Here is a 17,406-nt window from a genome sequence, read left to right on the forward strand (position 1 = left end):
ACAGGGAGAACGGACGGCGGGACTGGTGGCGACGTGCAGTCGTTGATCCGGCGCGACGACAGCGGTTACCGGGCGCAGACCGAGGAGATCCTGCGGCGCTGGATCATCGAGGGCCGGTTCGCGCCCGGCGAACGACTCAACGAGGTCGATCTGGCCCGCGAGCTGGGCATCAGTCGTGGACCGCTGCGGGAGGCGTTGCAGCGGCTCGCCGCATCGGGACTCGTCACGTTGGTCAGCCATCGCGGGGCGTTCGTGCGCACCTTCTCCCGACGCGAGATCGCCGATCTCTTCGAGCTGCGGATCGCGCTGGAGGAGATGGCCGCAGGACTGGCCGCCGAGCGGATCACCGACCAGGAGGCGACCGACCTGTTGTCCACGATGGCGGGCCTCTCCGATCAGATGTCGCAGTCGGGGCCCGGGCCCTATCCCCACGGCGTCGATCTGCACCACAGGATCGCGGAGTTGTCCCGTAACGCCGTGCTGGTCAGCCATCTGTCGGAGGTCCACGCCCATCTCACGCTGGCTCGGGCGATGTCGGGGAGCCGCCCGGAACGGGCGGTCGACGCGATGGCCGAGCACGAGGCCATCGTGCGCGCCATCGCGAGCCGGGACCGGGTCAGCGCCCGTGAGCGGATGGGCGATCATCTCCGGCACGCGATGACGAGCTCGTTGAGCAGCGTTCCGTTGGACGACTGAGCATCGTCGTCTCGGGAAACCGTCAGTGGGCGCCGGTGGCTCTCGCGTCCTGGACCCGGTGCCCGCTCCGGCGGACGAGTGGGTTCGGACCCTCCATGTCCTCCCGGGCTGTCGAACGACGGTGTCCAGCGGACCGTGTGCGGAACCGGATCAGGGGTGCGCACCCGATGAGTCGAACGGTGCGGGGCGCTCAATCGAGCGTCGCGGCGGCGGCGCGGAGCTCGTCCAGCGCGGCCAGGGCGTGCTCGGCGAGCCCGGACGTGTCGTCGAGCTCCGACCACCGGGCGTAACCCTGCTTGAAGGCGAGGACCCCCAGCTCGGCCGCGAGTCGGGCGGCCGGGTCGGGGACGCCGCGGGCGACGAGTGCGGCGGACATGGCGGCGGCGAGTCCGACCCTCTTCAGGGCGTCCCGCTCCTGGAGCTCGGCGCTGGCCGCCACGGCCGCCTCGAGCCGCGGGCCGAGATCGCGGTTCAGCGGCCCCATGTGGCTCGACGCCCGCTCGAGACCCGCGGCGACGGCGGCCAGCGGACCCGCTCCGGCCGGTGCCCCGGCGACCCCCTCGGCCAGCAGGCGGCTCAGTGTCTCCTGGCCGGCGACGAGCACCTCGCGCTTGTCGGAGAAGTGCCGGAAGAAGGTGCTGCGGGTGACGCCGGCGCGTTCGGCGAGCTGGGCGACGGTGGTGGCGTCGTACCCCTGCTCGTTGAAGAGCTCGACGGCCGCGACGACCAGTCGTTCCCGCGCACCCGGCTCCCATCGCGCCACGGGACGACCGTAGCAGAGTGATGCGACAACAGTCCCGTCAGCGGTGTACGGTGATGCGACAAGTGTCTCGTCACTGGAGGACAGATGCACGTCTTCGTCACCGGCGGTACGGGCACGATCGGTGCACCGGTCGTCGCCGAACTGCTCGGACACGGTCACACCGTTCTCGCGCTCGCCCGCACGGACCGCTCCGAGCAGGCGTTGAAGGAGGCCGGTGCGCAGGTCCTGCGCGGTGGTCTGGCGGATCTCGACGTCCTGCGCGCCGGCGCCGACCAGGCCGACGGCGTGGTCAGCCTCGCCTTCAGCCCCGGCTACGACACCCCCGAGGCGCTCGCCGCCGCCGTCGCCGAGGAGAGCGCCTCGATGGCGGCCCTCGGCGACCGGCTGATCGGCAGCGAGCGTCCGATCGTCACCGTCTCCGGGACGCCCTGGGTGGCCGGTCGCGCCTCGACCGAGGCCGACCCGCTGCCCCTGGAGGGACCGGTCGGGGGTCGGGCCCGATCGGTCGGGGCGCTGCTGGGCCTGGCCGCCCGCGGGGTCCGGGCGACCGCGGTACGGATGCCGCGCACCGTGCACGACCGGGGCCGGGGCGGGTTCGCCGGGCTGATGACCGACCAGGCCCGCCGGACCGGTGTCGCGGGCTATCCCGGCGACGGCACGCAGCGCTGGCCCGCCGTCCACGCCCGCGATGCGGCCGTCCTCTTCCGCCTGGTCCTCGAGTCCGCGCCGGCCGGCACGGCCTGGCACGCCGTCGCGGACGAGGGTGACGCCGTCCGCGACATCGCCGCGGTGATCGGCCGCCGGCTCGGCCTGCCGGTCTCCTCGGTCCCGGAGGAGGCGTTCGGCCCGTTCGGACCGATCTTCGCGATGGACCAGCCGGCCTCCAGCGCCCGGACCCGGACGGCGCTGGGCTGGCGGCCGACACATCCCGGCCTGATGGAGGACCTGGAGAACATCGAGCCCTGACCTGCGGACCGTGCCGCGTCGCCGCCCCGGACGGGCGCTCAGTGCGTGCCGCCGAGCTCCAGGGCCAGTACCCCGGCGATGACCAGGGCGATGCCGCCGTACTGCACCGGGGTCTGGGTGTCGCCGAGGAACACCGCGCCGACGATCGCGACGAGCGCGACCCCGGCGGCCGCCCAGATGCCGTAGGCGAGCCCCACCGGTACGCCGGCCTTCAGCACCTGGGAGAGGAGGCCGAACGCGCCGAGGTAGCCGACCACCACCAGGACCGACGGGGCGAGCCGGCTGAACCCCTCGGACAGCCGCAGGTTGATCGTCGCGAGGACCTCCAGGACGATCGCGCCGGCGAGCAGCAGGTAGGGCACGGGTCAGCCCTCCCCGGTGGCGCGCCCGCCGAGGTGCCGGGCCAGGAACCGCTCGAGGGTGCGGTAGAGCTCGACGTTGCTGTCCGGGTTGACGAACCAGTGGCCCTCCCGCTCGTTGACCAGGTACTCGACCTCGGCGCCGCGGGCGCGCAGCGCCTCGGCGACCCGGTCGGAGTTGCTGCGGTGCACGCGGACGTCGTTCGCGCCGTGGATCAGCAGGACCGGTGCGGTGATGTCGCCGACCCGGCTGATGGGGGACCGGGCGAGCATGTCGGCCGCCTGGGCCGGGTCGTCGGCGTCGCCGATGTAGCGGCCGTAGCTGTTGACCACGGCCCGGCGGGCGAAGGGGACGACCCGCTCGATGAGGTCGGTGAGGTCGGACATGCCGGTGTAGCTGACCGCGGCGGCGAAGCGGTCGGGGGTGAACGCCGCCCCGCCGAGCGCGGCGTAGCCGCCGTAGGAGCTCCCGTAGATCGCGACCCGGTCGCGGTCGACGTGTCCCAGCGCGATCGCCCGGTCGAGGGCGTCGATCACGTCGTCGTGCATGCGGCCGGCGAACTCGCCGATCGCGGCCTGGGTGAAGGCCTTGCCGTAGCCGGTGGAGCCGCGGAAGTTCACCTGCAGCACGGCGTACCCGCGGTGGGCCAGGAGCTGGACCTCGGGGTCGTAGCCCCAGCTGTCGCGGTACCAGGGACCGCCGTGCAGCAGCACCACGGTCGGCAGGTCCCGGGGCTCGACACCGACCGGCAGGGTCAGGTGGCAGGGCAGGTCCAGGCCGTCCCGGGAGCGCACGGTGATCGGCGTGACCGGCGCCAGCCGGGCCGGGTCGAGGTGGGGGTGGGGCCGGAACAGCCTCCGTGCCGCTCCGGTGTCGTGGTCGTAGGACCAGGTGACGCGGTGGTCGCGGTCGTGGGTGAAGTCCACGACCCAGCGTCGTGCGGTGTCGTCGCAGGACACGTGGGCCAGGTCGCCGTCGGAGAGCGCGGCCAGCCGGGGCAGGACCTCGGCGAAGTGGTCGTCGAGGGCGTGGATCTCCTGACGCGTGCCGAGGTAGCGGGCCCCGAGCAGCTCCCCGGTCGCCGGGTGCACGATCAGCGAGGACGGGAAGCGGGGGTCGGCCTCGGGCCGGGGGGTGTCCAGGTCGAACACCGGGTGGCTGTCCACCCCGGTCTGCTCGCCGGTGTCGAGGTCGACCCGGACCAGCCGGGTGCGGTCCGAGCCGCGGGGCGACCCGATCCACAGTCCCGACCCGTCGGGGGTGGGGACGCACGGCACGGCGCCGAAGGGGTGGTCGAGCCCGGAGAGCTCGGCGACGAGGCGAGGGGCGCCGCCGGTCCACTCCGACAGGAGGTGGGTGCCGTCCTCGGCGATGCCGAAGCAGACGATCCGCCCGGTCGGGGTCCGGACCCAGGCGACGACGTCACCGGGGCTCTCGGCGAGCAGGGTCGGGCGGCCGGTGGCCAGGTCGATCTCGTGCAGGTCCATCAGGTCGGCGCGGCGGAGGTTGAGCACGACGAACACCGAGCCGGGCCGGTCGGGACAGAACTGCGTACCCAGCACGCGGACCCCCGGGAACGGGGTCAGGTCGACCGCGGGCTCGTCCGGGCGTCCCGGGTCGACGCGCAGCAGGTGGTGGTTCTCGTCGCCGTCGGCGTCCTGCAGGTAGAGCAGGTGGGTCGAGCCGGGGGCCCAGAAGAACGTGTCGATGCTGCGGTGGTCGTCGGAGGTGAGGCGCCGGGCCGCCGGGTCGTCCGGGTCGTCGGTGTCGGGCCAGTCCCCGTCGAGATCCCGGACGACCACGTTGAGCCGGTCCCGCCACGGGGCGAGGTAGGCCACCGAGGTGCCGTCCGGTGAGATCCGGGCGCCGATGCGGGCGGGCGGGGCGAAGAACTCCTCGACGGTGATCGGGGCGGGTGCGGTCGTCGTCATGGTGCGGCCTCCGGTGTCGGGTGGTGCGGACACCGTGGAGTCGAATCCGTGCCGTCGCGGCCGGGTCAAGTCGGCCCGGTGTGACGTCGGCCCGGCCGCGGGTCCGGCACCGTCCCCGCGGCCGGGCCGGAGCAGGGTCAGACCTGGTTCGCCCCACCGTCGACGTAGAGCTCCGCGCCGAGCACGAAGCTGCTCTCCGGCGAGGCGAGGAACGTGATCGCGGCCGCTACCTCGTCCGGGCGGGCCACCCGGCCGAGCAGCATCTGCGCGCCCTGGGCCGACTTGTACGCCTCGACGTTCTCCGCGCCGACCAGCTCGGTCACCCCCGACGTGTCGGTCGGGCCGGGGGTGACGGCGTTGACCCGGATGCCCCGGTCCGCGAGCTCGACGGCCCAGGTGCGGACCAACGACCGCACGGCGGCCTTGGAGGCCGAGTAGGCGCCCATCGACGCGACGCCGCGGTCGGCGGTGGTCGACCCGGTGACGACGACCGAGCTGCCCTCGTTGAGCAGCGGGAGCGCCTTGCGGACCGTGAACAGGGTTCCCTTGACGTTGACGTCGAAGATCCGGTAGAATTCCTCCTCGGCGATCGTGTCCAGCGTCGCGAAGGACGCCGCGGCCGCGTTCGCGACCAGCACGTCCAGCCCCCTGCCCCGGTCGGCGACGGCCGCGTAGAGCCGGTCGAGGTCGGCGGGGACCGTGATGTCGCCCGGCACCGCCGTCACGTTCGGGCCGATCACCCCGACGGCCTCGTCGAGCTCGGCCTCGCGCCGTCCGCTGATGAACACGTGCGCCCCCTCGGTCGCCAGCCGCGCGGCGGTCGCGCGGCCGATCCCGGCCGTTCCGCCGCCCGTGACGACGGCCGTCCTGCCCTCGAACCACGACATCCCCGTCACTCCCTCATTTGGTTACCGATCGGTGCAGAATCGACGCTAACACATCTGCACCGATCGATGCCGAAAGCTACGATGGAGCGGTGAGCAGCGCACCGAGGGGGCGGCCCCGGGGCTTCGACGCCGACGAGGCGCTGGAGCGGGCGATCGTGGTGTTCTGGGAACGGGGCTACGACGGGGCCAGCCTGACCGACCTCACCGAGGCCATGGGCATCGCCCGCAAGAGCATGTATGCGGCGTTCGGGAACAAGGAGGACCTGTTCCTCCGGGCGGTGGCGCGCTACGCGGAGGGGCCCGGCGGCTACCTGGCGCGGGCCCTGGAGGCGCCGGACGCGCGTGAGGTCGCGCGCCGGTTCCTCGTCGGTGCGGCGCACGCCGCCACCCGGCCCGGCCACCCCACGGGGTGTCTCGGGGTCCGCAGCGCGCTGAGTGTCACCGGTGCCGGGGAGGCTGCACGCGACACGCTCGCGCAGTGGCGCAGCCAGGGGCAGGAGAGTCTGGAGCGCTGCTTCCGGGAGGCCCTCGCGGCCGGCGACCTGCCCTCCGACGCGCAACCCGACCTGATCACCCGTTACCTGCTCACCGTCGCGAACGGCATGACCGTGCAGGCGATGAGCGGCGCGACCCGCGAGGACCTGGTCCGGGTCGCCGACGCCGCCCTGCGGCACTGGCCTCCCGGTTAGGGCGGCGGTCCGGGCCGGGGACGACGCCGCCGGGCCGTCGCACGGTCGCGACGGGAGCGGTCCGAGCCCGGTCAGCCCGTCGGGGCCCGGTCGATGGGCCGCTCGCCCGGGCGGGCGGTGGCGTAGAGCTCGTCGCCGAGGGCACGGTGGCCCTGCTCGACCGCCGCACGGCGCAGCTTCAGCGTCGGGGTGAGCTCGCCCGAGTCCCCGGTCCACGCCCGCGGCAGGACGGCGTGGGCACGGATCCTCTCCGCCCGGCCGAGCGTGCGGTTCGCGGTGTCGAGCGCCTTCTCGACCAGCACGCGGGTCCGCGGGTCGGCGACGACGTCCTCGGGGTCGCCGTGCAGACCGTGGCGGGCGAGTTCGGCGAAGTCGGGCACCAGGAGGGCGACGAGGAAGGGCCGTCCGTCGCCGACGACGAGCACCTGGTCGACGACGGGGGACCCGGCCAGGACGTCCTCGATCCGGGCGGGCGAGATGTTCTCCCCGCCCGCGGTGATGATGAGGTCCTTCTTGCGGCCCGTGACCCTGAGGAACCCGCCCCGCCACTCCCCGAGGTCCCCGGTCCGGAACCACCCGTCGACGAACGAGTCCGCCGTGGCCTGCGGATCGCCGCGGTAGCCGCGGGCGAGGTGGGGTCCGCGCACGAGGATCTCGCCGTCGTCGTCGATCCGGACGGTGGTGCCGGGGAGCGGGCGACCGACCGTCCCGGCCCGGTCCCGGTAGGCGTCGTCCGGACCGGTGTAGGTCGCGACGGCGGTGGTCTCGCTCAGGCCCCAGAGGTCGTGCAGGGGCAGCCCGACCGAGTCGAAGAACTCGTGGGTCGGGGTGGGCAGCGGTGCCGAGCCCGTGACCAGCCACCGGGCACCGTCGAGCCCGAACCGGGTGGCCAGCTGCTCGTGGGTGACGCCGTCGCGGAGCATCTCGCGCATCTGCCGTTCGATGCGCTGCCAGATCCGGGGTACGGAGGTGAACAGCCGTGGCCGGACCTGCCGGAGGACCTCGAACAGGGTGGCCGGGTCGGCCACGGTCGTCACGCCCGTGCCGCCGACCAGCGCGGCGTAGTGGCCGATCACCCGGTCGACGATGTGCGCGTGGGGGAGGTAGGAGACCGTCGTGCCGCCCTCCAGGCCGACGACGGAGTCCAGGGCGCGGAGCTGGAAGACGATCGCGGAGTGGGTGAGCTCGACGCTCTTCGGCCTCCCGGTCGTACCCGAGGTGAAGATCAGGGTCGCGACGTCGTCCGGCTCCGGTTCGTGGCGGACGAACGCGGGATCGGTCGGCAGCCGGTCCAGCTCGTCGACGGTGACGACCGGGACCCCGGCCGGGACGTGGCCCGCACGCAGCAGGTCGGGATCGGCGACCACCAGACGGGCGCCCGCCCGGGCGACGAGCTCGGCGGACTCCGGAGGGGGTGCGGTGACGTAGAGGGAGAACGGTGTCGCGCCCGCCATCAGCGCCGCCAGGTCGCTGAGCTGCCACTCCGGCCGGTTCCCGATCAGGAGCGCGACGGTGTCCCCCGGGCGGACCCCGAGGGCGCCGAACGCGGACGCGAGCCGGAGCGCCCTCGCGGCGTACTCGCGCCGGGTCCAGCGCACCGCACCGTCGCCCGAGCACAGGGCGACGGCGTCCGGATCGGCGGTCACGTGGGCGTCGAAGGCGGAGAGCAGGGTGTCCGGCATCCACCGGACGCTAGGGAGGCCGGGCGCCCCGGCCCAGAGGCCCGGCCGCCACCGCACGGTGGTGCCCGGCACCATGGCCGGGCCCCGGTGCCGCCCCCAGCCTGGGGAGGTGCCTCACTCCGTCGTTCTCGCCCAGCGGCCCCACGGCCGGGTCCGCAGCTCAGACTTCGCGCGCGTCGAGGTCGCCCGACGGCCCTGCCCCGAGGGCGGGGTCCGGGCCCGGACCCGCCACCTCAGCATCGACCCGGCCATCCGCGGCTGGCTCGACGACCGCCCGAGCTACCTCCCGCCGGTCGGGGTGGGCGAGGTCGTCCGCTCGCTCGGCATCGCCGTGGTCGAGGAGTCCCGGCACCCGGACCTCGTCCCGGGGGACGTGGTCCGCGGCTTCACCGGCTGGCAGGAGGAGGTGCTGATCGAGGACCCGCAGCGGTGGGACCGGCTCCCCGACGCCTCGACCGCCCGGCTGGGTGTGCTCGGCATGACGGGCCTGACCGCGTGGGTGGGCATGGGGGACATCTGCGCGCCGCGGGCCGGGGAGACGGTGTTCGTGTCCGCCGCCGCCGGCGCAGTCGGTTCGACCGCGGTCCAGCTGGCCCGGATCGCGGGGGCGCGCGTCGTCGCGAGTGCGGGCGGCCCGCGCAAGGGTGCGCTGCTGACCGGGGAGCTCGGCGTCGACGCGGTCGTCGACCACCGGGCCGACGACTGGGCGGAGCAGCTCCGCGACGCGACCCCGGACGGGGTGGACGCGGTGTTCGAGAACGTCGGTGGCCCGATGATGGAGGCCGTCCTGGACCGGATGAACAACGGTGGGCGGATGGCGCTGTGCGGGCTGATCGCCGGGTACAACGACGTCGTCCGGCCCCCGGGACCGCGCAACTTCGGGCTGCTGGTGACCAAGCGCATCCGGGCCGAGGGGTTCGTCGTGGTCGACCACGGCGACCGCGCGGCGCGGTGCGAGGCCGAGCTCGGCGCGCAGGTCGAGGCGGGCACGCTGCGTGCGTTCGAGACCGTGGTGGAGGGTTTCGACAGCGTCGTCCCGACGTTCGTCGACTCCTTCGGCGGCGACCACGTGGGGAAGCTGGTGGTCAGCCTCGGGTGAGGGGGGCGAGCTCGACCGCGACCCGCAACACCGCGGACCGCGCGTCCACCGGAACCGGGAGCAGCGCGGCGACCCGTTCGAGCCGTTTGACCACCGTGTTGGGGTGCACGGTGAGCCTGCGGGCCGTGCGGGTCGGGCTGCCCAGCTCGGCCAGCCAGATCCGCAGGGTCTGCAGGAGCTCGTCGTGGGCGGGGTCGGCGAGGGGCCCCAGCAGGGCCCTCGCCCAGGGCACGGCGAGTCCGGGGTCGCCGTCGGCCAGGGCCAGCAGCACGACGTCGTCGAACCGGACCACCGGGCCGTCGACCCGGTGCGTGGCGAGCCGGTGTGCCCGTGCCGCCTCCCGGTGCGAGGCACGGAACCCGGCGAGACCCCGGTGCGTGCTGCCGAGGGCCAGGCGCAGCCCGGACGCGCCGGGCGTCCAGTCTTCGGCCTCGTCACCGGAGAACCAGCCGTGGACGGCCGTGGGGCCGTCCGGGACCGCGACCAGCTGACGGGGACGGACGAGGGCGCGGAGCCGGGCGACCGCACTGTCGAGCTCGGCGGGGGTGGCGTGCGGACCCCAGATCACGAACGCGGTGTGGGAGTCCGCGAAGCGGTAGCCCAGGCGCGCCTCCGCCGCGCCGACCTGCGCCGTCCCCGCGAGCACCTCGGCGAGCACGGCCCGGAGGTCGGAGGCGTCGCGCTGACGCAGGAGCTCGCGCTCCTGGGCGTAGGCCGCGGTCGCGGCGGCGCAGGCGGTGCGCAGGTAGCGGAAGAGCCGGTCCAGCACGGTCTCGAGGGCGTCCGCGCGGCGGGCGTCGGGCACCCCGGTCCCGCGCAGGTGCGCCGCGAAGGTCGTGACGATCACGTCCGCCGCGGCGTCGTAGGCGAGGACCAGGTCGGCCAGGTCGGTCCCCGCCCTGGCCCGCCGGCGCGCCCAGCGCTCGGCAGGCCTGCCCAGCTGGACCCGCACCCCGGGCGTCGCCGATCGTGCGGCCTCCCGCAGCAGCGGCACGTGGGAGCCCAGGGCCTCGCGGAGCAGACGGCGGTCCGTGTCGTCGCGCGCCACCGCGGGCGTGGCGGCGACGACGGCGTCGTACATGTCCTCGACGATGCGGGCGGCGCACTGGTCGAGCCAGGTGACGAACTCCGCGGCGGACGGGTGCGACGGCGTCGTCGACCTGGCTCCGGTCCCGGAGCTCGGCATGGGCGCATCGTAGGGTCGTCCGCGGCCCGCCCGGGTGTGCCGGGACCACACCGGGCGGTGTGCGCCGGACGGGTCGCGGGCCTCCGGCGGCGCCCACCACGCTCGTTCCATGACCGACACCACCGCGCTCACCGGCGAGAGCGGACCCGCGCAGGAGCCCCTGCGGCTCGCCGTCACGCTCGACGACCCGTTCATGTGGAGAGGCGCCGGCTTCCCGCCCGGCTACGACCCGGACGTCGTGCTCGGGCGGCTGTGCGACGCGTTCGAGCGGTACCGGGTCCCCGAGGTGTACGCCTTCACCTCCACCGCGCCGGTCGAGGACCACCCGCAGTGGCTCTCGGCGCTCGACCGCTGGACCGGACGCGGCCACCACGTCGCGGCCCACACCCACGCGCACGCCAGTCTCAACTGGACCGACGTCCCGTCCTACGTCGCCGATCTCGACCGCAACCTCGAGCTGCTCGAGCCGTGGCTGGCGAAGGCCCCCACCCGGTACTTCCGCTACGCCTTCGACATGTGGGGCGACACGAGGGACAAGACCGACCAGGTGCAGACCCACCTCGCCCGTCGTGGCCTGCTGCCCGCACCGATCACCCACTGGTTCTACGACGTGCAGTTCCTCGTGGCCTACCTGCGCACCCTGCGCACCGGGGACACCGGGGCCGCGGCCTGGGTGCGGCGTCGCTTCGCCGAGACGGCGGTCGACGCGCTCCGCAACCAGGCCGCCGCGGCCCGGGAGGTCTTCGGAAGGCAGCCCGCGCACATCACGGCACCCCGATCGCCGCCGACGCCTACGCCGAGGTCCTCGCCGGCTACGCGGCCGCCGGCGTCCGGTTCATCACGCTGGAGGAGGCGATGAGCGACCCGGCGAACCAGATCGTGCCCCCGACGGTGACCCGGTACTTCCGCAACTCCACGCAGAAGTGGGCCGAGCACGCGGGGATCGGCGTCGCCGACACGCCGCCCCGCGTCCTGCACGAGGTGCAGCGCTGCTGCCCGGTGGAGGGGATGACCGAGGCCGACCTGCTCGGCCCGGCCCTCGTCGCCGCGGCCCGGGCCGTCGGCTCCGCACCGGTGACGACCGACCTGGACTGGAACCCGGTGGTGGAGGCATGACGGACCTGTTCGACATCGGCGGTCGCACGGTCGTCGTCACCGGCGGGACGCGGGGGATCGGTGCGATGGTCGCCGAGGGGCTGCGCGACGCCGGGGCCCGGGTCCTGGTGACCTCCCGCAAGGTCGACGCGTGCCGGGCCGCGTCCGAACGGCTCGGCTGCCCCGCGGTGCCCGCGGACGTGAGCACGCCCGAGGGGGTCGCCGCCGTGCTCGACGGCGTGCACGCGGAGTTCGGCGGGTCCCTCGACGTGCTGGTCAACAACGCCGGCGTCACCTGGGGCGCCCCGCTCGACGACTTCCCCCGCGCGGGGTGGGACCGCGTGCTGGGCACCAACGTGGTCGGCCTGTTCGAGCTCACCACGGCGCTGCTGCCGGCACTGCGCCGGTCGGCAGGCGGCGGGCACGCGGCGCGGGTGGTGAACATCGGATCGGTCGACGGGCTGCGGGTACCGGTGTTCGAGAACTACTCCTACTCGGCCGCCAAGGCCGCGGTGCACATGCTGACCCGCCACCTCGCCGCCGTCCTCGCGCAGGACGGGGTGCTGGTCAACGCGATCGCGCCGGGCGCGTTCCCGAGCGACATGACGGCCGCCGCCCTCGCCTCGGACTCCGGCCGGACCCTGATCGAGAACGCCGTTCCGCTCCGGCGGCTCGGCACCGCGGACGACATCGTGGGCGCCGGCCGCTACCTCGTCTCGCCGGCCGGGTCGTACGTCACCGGCGTCGTCCTGCCGGTGGACGGCGGGATCACGGGGTGCGGCACCTGATCCCGGTGCCGGCGGGACGGGCGTCGGCGGACGCCGGGGCGCCCGGCGGCTCGTCCTGACCCGTCCGGGTGGACCGCCGTGACGTCCGGCCGCCGCCGGGCGCGTCCGCGCCGTCCGCCTCGCTGCCGTAGATTCCGGGGCTCATCCGACCGTCGGCTGCCACGTGTGCCCGGACCCGCACCCCTGGCCGGCCGCTGTGCCGTGGGCACGCGCTCGACAGACGGAGTCGTATGGCGGAAGGGGACATCCCGCTCGACGTCCACGTCGCGCTGGTCGACCAGCTCCCGCACCGGCTCACCGCGGCGGTGGCCGCGGGTGTGGTCGACCCCGCGGAGGCGCGGGAGCTCGTCCTGCGCGCCCGTCTCGTCCTCCAGGCGCGCATCGCGACGGACGGCGTGCGGGAGGCCGGGGGTCGTGGAGGGCCCGGCCGTCGCGGTATTCACCCGATCGGGTGATGACGAGTGTCGGCGCCGCGTCGTTGACGGTGTAGGTGCGCCGGTGCGGCGCCCATTCCGAGCCCGACCTCGGAGACACGGCCCCGGACCCGGCCGTCCCATCGGGCCGACACGAGGAGTTCTCGTGTTCCACGGATTCAGCAAGAAGTTCCTGAACGACTCCATCGAACGCAGTACCGACAGCGCGATGGACCGCAGGCGGTTCCTGCGCGCGGCGGGGCTGACCGGAGCCGGGGTCGCCGGCCTCGGCGTCCTCGGCAGCGGTATCGCCTCGGCGAGCGAGGGCGGCCTGCTCGGTGGTCTCGGCCTGCAGGGGAGCAGCGAGGACGACGGCGGTGTCTCCGACGCCGCCGTCCTGAACTTCGCACTCAACCTGGAGTACCTGGAGGCCGAGTTCTACCTGCGCGCCGTGACGGGCAACGGTCTGAAGGACTCCCAGATCGACGGGAAGGGCGAGCTCGGCGGTGTGACCGGGGGCTACAAGGTCTCGTTCGAGACCAAGCTCGGCCGCCAGTACGCCGAGGAGATCGCCCAGGACGAGCGGGCCCACGTCGACTTCCTGCGTGCCGCACTCGGCGACGCGAAGGTCGCCCGGCCCGAGATCGACCTGCAGGAGGCGTTCACCGCCGCGGCTCGGGCGGCCGGCGTCGTGGGCGCGAACGAGACCTTCGACCCGTTCAAGGACGAGACCAGCTTCCTCCTGGGGGCCTTCATCTTCGAGGACGTCGGGGTGACCGCCTACAAGGGCGCGGCGCCCCTCGTGTCGAACAAGACCTTCCTGGAGGCGGCGGCCGGGATCCTCGCGGTCGAGGCCTACCACGCCGGTCTCGTGCGGACCCTGCTGCTGCAGGGCGGCGCCGCGGAGACCGTCGGCAAGATCTCCGACGCCCGCGACTCGCTCGACGGCCCCGCCGACCTGGACCAGGGCATCGTCGACCGGGCGGGGAACGCGAACATCGTCCCGGCCGACGAGAACTCCATCGCCTTCTCCCGCACGCCCGGTCAGGTCCTCAACATCGTCTACCTCGACCCCCGTGCCGTGACCCGCGGCGGGTTCTTCCCTGACGGGGTGAACGGCGACGTCGACACCAGCGACGCGAACGGCTGACCCGATGGTCCGCCGACGGCGGACACCGTCCTGATCCACGACGACGGGGCGGGGCCACCCACCGGTGGCCCCGCCCCGTCGTCGTCCGGTGGTCCGCTCAGCCCTGCAGGCCGGTGGCCTGGTCGAGGACGCTCTTCTGCGCCTGCTCGGTGGAGGCGGCGGCCCCCTGCTCGGTGGTCGAGTCGATCGAGTTGTCCTGGACGACGGTCTGTCCGTCGCCGCTCGCGGAGTCCTCGTTCGCGAAGTCGCTCAGGCCGAGGACGTCGGAGACGTTGAACGCCGGGTTGAGCTGGGTGACCGGGGCGAGGCTGGAGTTGCGCTGCTCGGTGGACGCGCCCTGCTCGCCCGAGACGGTGCCCTCGGTGGTCTGGGTCTGCTCGCGGGTGGAGTCTCCCTCGTCGGCGAACGCCATGCCGGCCACGCCGAGGGTCATCGGAACGGCCATCGCGGACGCGACGACGGTACGCACGGACTTGCGCATGAGTGTTCTCCTTCATTCGGTGATGCACAAAGGGGGCGCCGATGTGCTGTTTCCGACGCTATCCGTCCACTCGGCGAAGGTGACCTGGGGGGCGGTGACGAAAATCGCTCCGCGACGCCGGAACGGCACGCTGGAGAATAGGTGATCCGACCCCGGATAGGGCTCTGAGCTGCTGTTTCAGTTCCATGCGTAAAATCCGCGTCATGTTTGCGTCATGCATCGGGCACGTGCCACCCGATGGTGTGAAAACTGCATTCGGTGCCGTGGCGAACGCGCCTTGGTGTTGCGCGATGAATAGCTTTTCAACGCCATTCGAGAATGGTCGCGGGATCGGTGGCGCCGTGGACCACGGACGTCGCCACCTCGCCGAGCGGGCGCCCGTTGCGGCGCGCGTGACCACGCAGGAGCTCGAACGCCGCCCCCACGTCGACACCGCCGTGCACCGCGAGCATCCCCTTCGCCTGCTCGACGGCCACCCGGCTCGTCAGCGCCGTCCGGAGCTGGTGCAGCTCGGTCGTCGCGCGCTGCGAGGCCATGGAGCGCAGGAGCGCGACCGCGGCCGCCTCGGCGAGCAGCCCCAGCACCTGCAGGTCGGGGGCGGCGTCCGCGGGTCCCAGCACCAACAGCGCGCCCACGGTGTCCGGCCCGTGCCGCAGCGGGAGGGCCCAGGCGGCGTCGACCCCGGCGGCGAGCGCCTTCGCGGCGAACACGAGCCACCGCGAACGCTCGCGGGCGAGGTCCGCACAGTGCACGGGACGGCCGGTCCGGGCGCTCTCCCCACCGGGCCCCTGGCCGAACCCGGCGGCCAGCGCCGCACGCGGACCCGTGGGACCGGACGCCTCGACGCCGCGGACCGCTCCCTCGGTCAGCAGGGCCGCGCCGGCGGTGAGCCCGACGAGGCGCTCGACCGATCCGACGAGATCGGCCAGTACCGCGGCGGGATCCCCGCCCTCGGCCGCGACGAGCCCGAGTACCGCCGCACCGAGGTCAGCTGAGTTCTCCATCGCACGGTGTTCGTAGATACCGGTGGTCCGGTTTCCGCCGATGCGTCACCGGACCTCGTCGGGTGGCGCCGGCCCGGATGGGTGGCCGGGAGCGGCGAGCGGCCGCGGGCGACTCCGCATCCCCTAGGCTCGGCTCCCCGCACGACCCCGACCTCCTTTCTCGTGCCGTCGGCGACAAGGGACGAATCGATGGAGCAGCCAGCAGCCCCCCACGACATCTGGCCACGGTGCGAGGCGCTCTACGCGCCGGAGCGTCTGGCCGCCCTCCAGCACCTGGGCCTGGGGCCCGCGCGTGATGTGGAGATGGACCGCTTCGCGGACTGGGTACGCGACGCCCTCGCGGTCCCGACCGCCCTGGTGACCCTGGTCCGGGCGGACCGGCAGGTCTTCCCGGGCCGTTCCGGCCTGCCCGAGCCCTTCGCGAGCAGCGGGGAGACGCCGCTGTCGCACTCGTTCTGCCGGCACGTGGTCACCTCGGGCAGCCCGCTCCTGATCACCGATGCCCGTACCGATGCCCGGGTGCGGGACAACCTGGCGATCCCCGACATCGGTGTGGTCGCCTACGCCGGTATGCCGTTGACCGACGACGAGGGCAACGTGCTGGGCTCGCTGTGCGCCATCGACTCCGTCCCGCGGACCTGGAGCCCCGACGGCATCCGGACCCTGGAGCGGATCGCCCGTAGCTGTTCCACCGAGCTGCGGCTGCGGTTGCGCGTGTTCGACGCGGGCGCCGAGCGCGACCGGCGCGACGTCGCCGAGTCCGTCGCCCAGGACGCCCACGACCGCAGCCGCGTACTGCTGGCCGCGTCCCAGCACTTCACCGACACCGTCACGGTGCGCGACGTCCGGGACCGGATCGACATGCTGCTCCGCGGTGAGCTGGGGCCCGCCCACGTGGAGACCGTGCTGCGCGACGACTCCGGCCGCCTGCACACGCTGCCCGCCGGGTCCCGGTCCGTCCACGAGACCGCCGACGGCGACGTCGACGCCGCGGCGCCGCACCGCACGACCCGATCCCCGCTCACCTCGACCCCGACCGCGCTCGCGATGCGCGAGCAGCGCGTCGTGCACTACCGCGACCGGGGGGACCTCGCCTCGCAGATGCCTGCCGAGGTCTCCGCCGCGGTGGCAGCGCTGGGACTGGACACCGTGGTCGCGGCGCCGGTCCCCGGGCCGGACCGACCGGCGGGCGCGATCCTGCTCGGCTGGTCGCGGCCCGACGCCGTGCGCACCGCGGACCTCCTGACCATCACCACCATCGCCGGGTACGCCGGTCAGGCGCTCGCCCGCGCCCGGGCCCTGGAGCACCGGGCCCTGGTCGCCCGGCAGATGCAGGACGCCATGCTCACGGCCCTCCCGGCCGTGGCCGGGCTGTCCATGGCGGTCCGCTACTCGCCGGCCGACGACCGGCTCGACGTCGGCGGTGACTGGTACGACTGTCTGGTCCTCGCCGATCCCGGCCGTCCCGCGGAACGGATCGTCTCGCTGTCCTTCGGCGACATCGCCGGTCACGACCTGCCCGCGGTGACGATGATGGGCCAGGTCCGGTCGATGCTGCGCCAGGCGGCCTGGGACCACCCCGGCGGCCCGCCCTCCGCCGTCCTGTCCGCGTTCGAACAGGCCAACCACGGCCTGGGGCTCGGTGCCGGGGGGACCGCGATCGTGGCCCGGCTGCGGCCGGTCGAGGGCGGGAGCTGGTCGATGGCCTGGACCAACGCCGGCCATCCGCCCCCGGTCCTCGTGCACCCGGACGGCTCCGCGGAGCTGCTGGACGCGCACGACGCGCTCTTCGGTTACGAGTTCGCCCTCGGCCTGCCGCGCACCGACCACCGGCGGACGGTCGAACCCGGCAGCACCCTGGTCCTCTACACCGACGGTGTGGTGGAGCGTCGGGGCTCGGACATCGACCGGGGCATCGACCGGCTCCTGTCCCAGCTCGCCGGGGCGCACGACCACACCCCCGACGCGATCATCGACCGCGTCACGGCCACCCGCGCGACCGGCTCCGGGGACGACGCCGCGGTCCTCGTCGTCCGGTTCGGGGCCGCGGACCGCTGAGCGGCCGTCCCGCCCGTCCGCCGCTGCCGACGTCGCAGCGGTGGCCGGCCGGTCCGGGGGGCTCCCCTGCACGTGCGGGTCCTCCGGCCCCGACGGGGTGGCGGCCTCCGGGCGATGACCGATTGCGCGGCCGATCCACGGTGACCCGGGCCCGACCT

At 74.1% G+C, this 17,406-nt stretch carries 18 protein-coding genes; 10 read left to right on the forward strand and 8 right to left on the reverse strand.

All coding sequences use genetic code 11. The features are described from left to right. Positions 1-33: 33 nt before the first annotated feature. The gene (locus tag KPF47_RS06735) at positions 34-696 is read left to right on the forward strand and encodes a GntR family transcriptional regulator (protein ID WP_224387658.1); all 663 of its coding nucleotides are present in this window, start codon (positions 34-36) and stop codon (positions 694-696) included. Between the two features lie 190 nt (positions 697-886). Here the strand turns inward: KPF47_RS06735 and KPF47_RS06740 are convergent, their stop codons facing one another. Next, entirely contained in the window at positions 887-1,459 is a 573-nt protein-coding gene (locus KPF47_RS06740) for a TetR/AcrR family transcriptional regulator (RefSeq protein WP_224387659.1), read from the reverse strand. A gap of 84 nt (positions 1,460-1,543) precedes the next feature. Here KPF47_RS06740 and KPF47_RS06745 point away from each other — a divergent pair, with 84 nt between their 5' ends. Continuing rightward, positions 1,544-2,425 carry an SDR family oxidoreductase gene (locus KPF47_RS06745; RefSeq protein ID WP_224387660.1) on the forward strand — a complete coding sequence of 294 codons (882 nt, stop codon included), beginning with the start codon at positions 1,544-1,546 and terminating at the stop codon, positions 2,423-2,425. A gap of 38 nt (positions 2,426-2,463) precedes the next feature. Here KPF47_RS06745 and KPF47_RS06750 read toward each other — a convergent pair whose 3' ends face one another. The 3 genes from KPF47_RS06750 to KPF47_RS06760 form a co-directional block, all read right to left on the reverse strand. After that, the gene (locus KPF47_RS06750; protein WP_224387661.1) at positions 2,464-2,787 is read right to left on the reverse strand and encodes a multidrug efflux SMR transporter; all 324 of its coding nucleotides are present in this window, start codon (positions 2,785-2,787) and stop codon (positions 2,464-2,466) included. A gap of 3 nt (positions 2,788-2,790) precedes the next feature. Then, positions 2,791-4,716, reverse strand: a complete 1,926-nt coding sequence (locus tag KPF47_RS06755; RefSeq protein WP_224387662.1) for a S9 family peptidase — start codon at positions 4,714-4,716, stop codon at positions 2,791-2,793. Between the two features lie 137 nt (positions 4,717-4,853). After that, positions 4,854-5,603: an SDR family NAD(P)-dependent oxidoreductase gene (locus tag KPF47_RS06760; RefSeq protein WP_224387663.1), complete on the reverse strand. Its 750-nt coding sequence runs from the start codon at positions 5,601-5,603 to the stop codon at positions 4,854-4,856. Between the two features lie 89 nt (positions 5,604-5,692). On the opposite strand from KPF47_RS06760, the gene KPF47_RS06765 reads away from it, so the two are divergent. After that, positions 5,693-6,292, forward strand: coding sequence for a TetR/AcrR family transcriptional regulator (locus KPF47_RS06765; protein WP_224387664.1), 600 nt, complete (start codon positions 5,693-5,695; stop codon positions 6,290-6,292). A 71-nt stretch (positions 6,293-6,363) separates the two neighbouring features. Here the strand turns inward: KPF47_RS06765 and KPF47_RS06770 are convergent, their stop codons facing one another. Further along, positions 6,364-7,974, reverse strand: coding sequence for a long-chain fatty acid--CoA ligase (locus tag KPF47_RS06770; RefSeq protein ID WP_224387665.1), 1,611 nt, complete (start codon positions 7,972-7,974; stop codon positions 6,364-6,366). Between the two features lie 109 nt (positions 7,975-8,083). Here KPF47_RS06770 and KPF47_RS06775 point away from each other — a divergent pair, with 109 nt between their 5' ends. Further along, entirely contained in the window at positions 8,084-9,073 is a 990-nt protein-coding gene (locus KPF47_RS06775) for an NADP-dependent oxidoreductase (RefSeq protein WP_224387666.1), read from the forward strand. Here the strand turns inward: KPF47_RS06775 and KPF47_RS06780 are convergent. Beyond that, complete coding sequence (locus KPF47_RS06780) at positions 9,060-10,259, reverse strand: CdaR family transcriptional regulator (protein ID WP_224387667.1); 1,200 nt, start codon at positions 10,257-10,259, stop codon at positions 9,060-9,062. The two genes, KPF47_RS06775 and KPF47_RS06780, sit on opposite strands and share 14 nt — an antisense overlap. Before the next feature lie 109 nt (positions 10,260-10,368). On the opposite strand from KPF47_RS06780, the gene KPF47_RS06785 reads away from it, so the two are divergent. From KPF47_RS06785 to KPF47_RS06805, 5 genes are all read left to right on the forward strand, one after another. After that, the gene (locus tag KPF47_RS06785) at positions 10,369-11,118 is read left to right on the forward strand and encodes a polysaccharide deacetylase family protein (protein ID WP_224387668.1); all 750 of its coding nucleotides are present in this window, start codon (positions 10,369-10,371) and stop codon (positions 11,116-11,118) included. Then, on the forward strand, positions 11,115-11,375 hold the full coding sequence (locus KPF47_RS06790) for a hypothetical protein (RefSeq protein ID WP_224387669.1): 261 nt from the start codon (positions 11,115-11,117) through the stop codon (positions 11,373-11,375). Before KPF47_RS06785 ends, KPF47_RS06790 begins: the two co-directional genes overlap by 4 nt. Continuing rightward, positions 11,372-12,142 (forward strand): SDR family oxidoreductase, encoded by a 771-nt coding sequence (locus tag KPF47_RS06795; protein ID WP_224387670.1) that lies wholly within the window; start codon positions 11,372-11,374, stop codon positions 12,140-12,142. The genes KPF47_RS06790 and KPF47_RS06795 overlap by 4 nt, the downstream gene beginning before the upstream one ends. A 230-nt stretch (positions 12,143-12,372) precedes the next feature. Continuing rightward, positions 12,373-12,597, forward strand: coding sequence for a hypothetical protein (locus tag KPF47_RS06800; RefSeq protein ID WP_224387671.1), 225 nt, complete (start codon positions 12,373-12,375; stop codon positions 12,595-12,597). A 124-nt stretch (positions 12,598-12,721) separates the two neighbouring features. Next, on the forward strand, positions 12,722-13,705 hold the full coding sequence (locus KPF47_RS06805; protein WP_224387672.1) for a ferritin-like domain-containing protein: 984 nt from the start codon (positions 12,722-12,724) through the stop codon (positions 13,703-13,705). Positions 13,706-13,802: 97 nt separating this feature from the next. Here KPF47_RS06805 and KPF47_RS06810 read toward each other — a convergent pair whose 3' ends face one another. Next, on the reverse strand, positions 13,803-14,186 hold the full coding sequence (locus KPF47_RS06810) for a hypothetical protein (RefSeq protein ID WP_224387673.1): 384 nt from the start codon (positions 14,184-14,186) through the stop codon (positions 13,803-13,805). A gap of 302 nt (positions 14,187-14,488) precedes the next feature. Beyond that, the gene (locus tag KPF47_RS06815) at positions 14,489-15,190 is read right to left on the reverse strand and encodes a GAF and ANTAR domain-containing protein (RefSeq protein ID WP_224387674.1); all 702 of its coding nucleotides are present in this window, start codon (positions 15,188-15,190) and stop codon (positions 14,489-14,491) included. 189 nt (positions 15,191-15,379) lie between these two features. On the opposite strand from KPF47_RS06815, the gene KPF47_RS06820 reads away from it, so the two are divergent. Beyond that, on the forward strand, positions 15,380-17,248 hold the full coding sequence (locus KPF47_RS06820) for a GAF domain-containing SpoIIE family protein phosphatase (RefSeq protein ID WP_224387675.1): 1,869 nt from the start codon (positions 15,380-15,382) through the stop codon (positions 17,246-17,248). The last annotated feature ends 158 nt before the right edge of the window (positions 17,249-17,406 follow it).

Origin of the sequence: Pseudonocardia sp. ICBG1293 (assembly GCF_020131355.1) — a bacterium.
Lineage (GTDB): Bacteria > Actinomycetota > Actinomycetes > Mycobacteriales > Pseudonocardiaceae > Pseudonocardia.

Bases quoted from the DNA above. Each gene is read 5' to 3' on its own strand.
- KPF47_RS06785 (WP_224387668.1), top strand. From the start codon at position 10,369: ATGACCGACACCACCGCGCTCACCGGCGAGAGCGGACCCGCGCAGGAG.
- KPF47_RS06800 (WP_224387671.1), top strand. From the start codon at position 12,373: ATGGCGGAAGGGGACATCCCGCTCGACGTCCACGTCGCGCTGGTCGAC.
- KPF47_RS06790 (WP_224387669.1), top strand. From the start codon at position 11,115: ATGAGCGACCCGGCGAACCAGATCGTGCCCCCGACGGTGACCCGGTAC.
- KPF47_RS06770 (WP_224387665.1), bottom strand. From the start codon at position 7,974: ATGCCGGACACCCTGCTCTCCGCCTTCGACGCCCACGTGACCGCCGAT.
- KPF47_RS06795 (WP_224387670.1), top strand. From the start codon at position 11,372: ATGACGGACCTGTTCGACATCGGCGGTCGCACGGTCGTCGTCACCGGC.
- KPF47_RS06810 (WP_224387673.1), bottom strand. From the start codon at position 14,186: ATGCGCAAGTCCGTGCGTACCGTCGTCGCGTCCGCGATGGCCGTTCCG.
- KPF47_RS06815 (WP_224387674.1), bottom strand. From the start codon at position 15,190: ATGGAGAACTCAGCTGACCTCGGTGCGGCGGTACTCGGGCTCGTCGCG.
- KPF47_RS06755 (WP_224387662.1), bottom strand. From the start codon at position 4,716: ATGACGACGACCGCACCCGCCCCGATCACCGTCGAGGAGTTCTTCGCC.
- KPF47_RS06820 (WP_224387675.1), top strand. From the start codon at position 15,380: ATGGAGCAGCCAGCAGCCCCCCACGACATCTGGCCACGGTGCGAGGCG.
- KPF47_RS06780 (WP_224387667.1), bottom strand. From the start codon at position 10,259: ATGCCGAGCTCCGGGACCGGAGCCAGGTCGACGACGCCGTCGCACCCG.
- KPF47_RS06745 (WP_224387660.1), top strand. From the start codon at position 1,544: ATGCACGTCTTCGTCACCGGCGGTACGGGCACGATCGGTGCACCGGTC.
- KPF47_RS06760 (WP_224387663.1), bottom strand. From the start codon at position 5,603: ATGTCGTGGTTCGAGGGCAGGACGGCCGTCGTCACGGGCGGCGGAACG.